Source organism: Arthrobacter sp. AFG20 (assembly GCF_002892795.1).
GTDB lineage: Bacteria > Actinomycetota > Actinomycetes > Actinomycetales > Micrococcaceae > Arthrobacter.
On sequence record NZ_PJMC01000041.1, the window covers coordinates 1 to 2,811 of the forward strand.

A 2,811-nucleotide genomic window follows, 5' to 3' on the forward strand; every position below is an offset into this window, starting at 1 on the left:
TGTCCACACCTTCCACGGCTCCAGCCTGGAGCTGCGAAACCTGACCATGGCCTACGGGGACATCGAGGTCCTCCGGAACGTCAGCCTGAACGTGGCCCCGGGCACCACCACCTGCATCATCGGCCCCTCGGGCTCGGGCAAGTCCACGCTGCTGCGCGGCGTCAACCGCCTGCACGAACCCAAGAGCGGGGACGTGCTGCTGGCCGGCGAAAGCGCCCTGCAGGTCAAGCCGGACATCCTGCGCGCCCGCATCGGCATGGTGTTCCAGCACTTCAACCTCTTTCCGGACCACACCGCGCTCGAGAACGTGGCCCTGGCGCTCTGGAGCGTCAAGGGAATGTCCAAGGCAGAAGCCAGCGAACGCGCCCGCCGCGGCCTCGCCGAAGTAGGGCTGGCCGAACGCGCAGACCACCGGCCCCGCGACCTGTCCGGCGGGCAGCAGCAGCGCGTGGCCATCGCCCGTGCGCTGGCCATGGAACCGGAAGTGATGCTTTTCGACGAAGCCACCAGCGCCCTGGACCCGGAACTGGTCAAAGGCGTCCTGAACCTCATGGCAGGGCTCGGCCGGCGCGGCATGACCATGCTCGTGGTCACCCACGAGATGGGCTTTGCCCGCAAGGTAGCAGACCAGGTGGTCTTCATGGACGAAGGCGAAGTCGTGGAGGTCGGCACCCCCGCCGAGCTCTTCGATAACCCGCGCAGCGAACGCCTGCAACGCTTCCTCTCGGAGGTGCTGTGATGTTGCAGCCCCGCATCGCGACCGCCGGGGATAACGTCGTCGACTGCTATCCGGAACTGGGCACGATGTTCCCGGGCGGAAACACTCTCAATGTGTCCGTCTTCGCCGCCCGCTTCGGAGCGTCCTCGGCCTACCTGGGCCAAATAGCAGCTGATGCGGCTGGAGATGCCATAAGCACAGCTCTGCAGGATGAGGGAGTGGACACATCCGGCCTACGGCGCGCCCCGGGCTCCACGGCACACTGTGTTATCGGGCATGATGCTCGTGGCGACAGGGTATTTGTCTCCTCAGACTTAGGAGTGTCAGTATTCACTCCGTCCTCGGTGGACCTCGCACGCCTTAAAGCGTTCGACGCCATTCATGTGGGAGCTACCAGTCAGCTTGACCCCTGGATTCCAGCGTTTGCGGCAGAAACACGGCTCTCGTATGACTTCGGAACCCGGCATAACGCAGAGCACATTCACCGCGTCGGCCGTTCGTGTTATCTCATCGTCCTGTCCGGAGGCGGACTGGATGACGCCGCGTTCGAATCTCTCCTGGAGCAGGCCGAAGGCTCCGGAGCCACCTGGACACTGGTCACCCGCGGAACCGAAGGGGCGACACTCAGCAACGGCGGACGACGCCGTTGGAAGAGTCAGGCGCACCGCGCGGAGGGCGTCATAGATACCCTCGGCGCAGGCGACACATTCTGCGCGCGGGTCCTCGTCGGCCTCCTCCGGAATGAAAATCCCAGCCAGTTCCTGCCCGAGGCAGCAGCTGTAGCTGCACAGACTTGCACGCATTTTGGCGCCTTCGGCCACGGCGTTCCCATGGCCGCCCAAATCGTCGCCACTACGACCCACTGACGGGCTCAGCCTCCCGGAGGCGAATGCCCATTCATCAGATCAGGAAAAGTAAGGAAAAACATGACCGACGGAACCTTTATCGGAATACAACCTGTCAAGGAAATCCCTGACAACCTACGCAGCTCGCAGGAACACGCCCTCACCCTGTGGCCCGAGATCGAGTCCTATGTAGCAGGGATCCCCGAACTCAACCGCGTGTACCTCGTCGGAGCCGGAGGCTCACTGTCCGGACTGAACGCTGCGCAGTTCCTTCTCGATAGACGGGGCAAAGTTGCTGTGACCACCGTAAACTCCGACGAGTTCTATTACCGTGCGTCGCCAGCGGTCGGACCCGGCGCGCTCGTCATCGCCCTTTCCGCGGCTGGCACGACCCCTGAGACTGTTCGGGCAGCCTCCTGGGCTCAGGAGCGGGGGGCGGCTGTGGCAGCAGTTACGCTGAACGCCGAAGGAGATCTGGCCAAGGCGGTCAACACCGCCTTCGTCGCAGAGACCGGGGACGGCAACCAGCTCCTGCTGCAGCTCGTGGCCCTTGCCATTCTAGAGCGTGACGGCCAGGACGTGGCCGGAGAGCTGTCTGCCCTTGCCGCGCTTCCTGCCGCCGCCGAAAAGGCCGTCCGGGTATTCGAACCCTTCGCCGCGAAGATCGCGGAAAACATGAAGGACGTTCCTGTCACCTACCTCATTGCGTCAGGGTCTCTGCAGGGCATGGGGAGCACCTTCACGAGCTGCTTCCTTCAGGAAATGCAGTGGATGCACGCTGCAACTATCAACGCCAATGAGTTCTTCCAAGGTCCATTCGAGGTCTTTGATAAAGAAACGAAGAGCATCCTGTACCTAAGCGAGGACGAAACGCGGCCCATGGGAGAGCGTGCAGAGCGCTTCCTCCAGAAGTACAGCGGAGAGACTTTCGTCATCGACAGCCGTGACCTGGAGCTTCCAGGCATCCCGCAAAACCAGCGACCTTTCATTGCCCCGCTGGTCTACTACACCATCGCCTTCCGTCTGGCCGCCCATTACGCTGCAGTGCGCGGCTACTCACTGGAGGGCCGGCGCTACATGTGGCAGTTCGCCTACTAGCGACTTTGCGGCCACGAACAGGCACGCCTGTTCGTGGCCGCAAAGACACGTGGGACTGTCCGATTTTCGGTGGATCCACGGTTGGCATTTAGTTGATTCTTCCGTCGAAGCTGATGGCGAAGGCGTTCAGGGCCGGCTTCCATCGTGTGG

General features: G+C 62.8%; 3 protein-coding genes. All 3 read left to right on the forward strand.

Annotated features, from left to right (window positions below; all coding sequences use genetic code 11):
* Positions 1 to 739, forward strand: a 739-nt coding sequence (locus CXZ05_RS22640) for an amino acid ABC transporter ATP-binding protein (protein WP_102974697.1), incomplete at its 5' end; no start/stop codon positions are given.
* Complete coding sequence (locus CXZ05_RS22645) at positions 739 to 1,584, forward strand: PfkB family carbohydrate kinase (RefSeq protein WP_219726593.1); 846 nt, start codon at positions 739 to 741, stop codon at positions 1,582 to 1,584. The genes CXZ05_RS22640 and CXZ05_RS22645, both read left to right, overlap by 1 nt.
* 60 nt (positions 1,585 to 1,644) lie before the next feature.
* On the forward strand, positions 1,645 to 2,661 hold the full coding sequence (locus CXZ05_RS22650) for an SIS domain-containing protein (protein WP_102974698.1): 1,017 nt from the start codon (positions 1,645 to 1,647) through the stop codon (positions 2,659 to 2,661).
* Positions 2,662 to 2,811 lie beyond the last annotated feature (150 nt).

Coding starts and splice junctions, on each gene's coding strand:
- CXZ05_RS22650 (WP_102974698.1), top strand. CDS start 1,645: ATGACCGACGGAACCTTTATCGGAATACAACCTGTCAAGGAAATCCCT.
- CXZ05_RS22645 (WP_219726593.1), top strand. CDS start 739: ATGTTGCAGCCCCGCATCGCGACCGCCGGGGATAACGTCGTCGACTGC.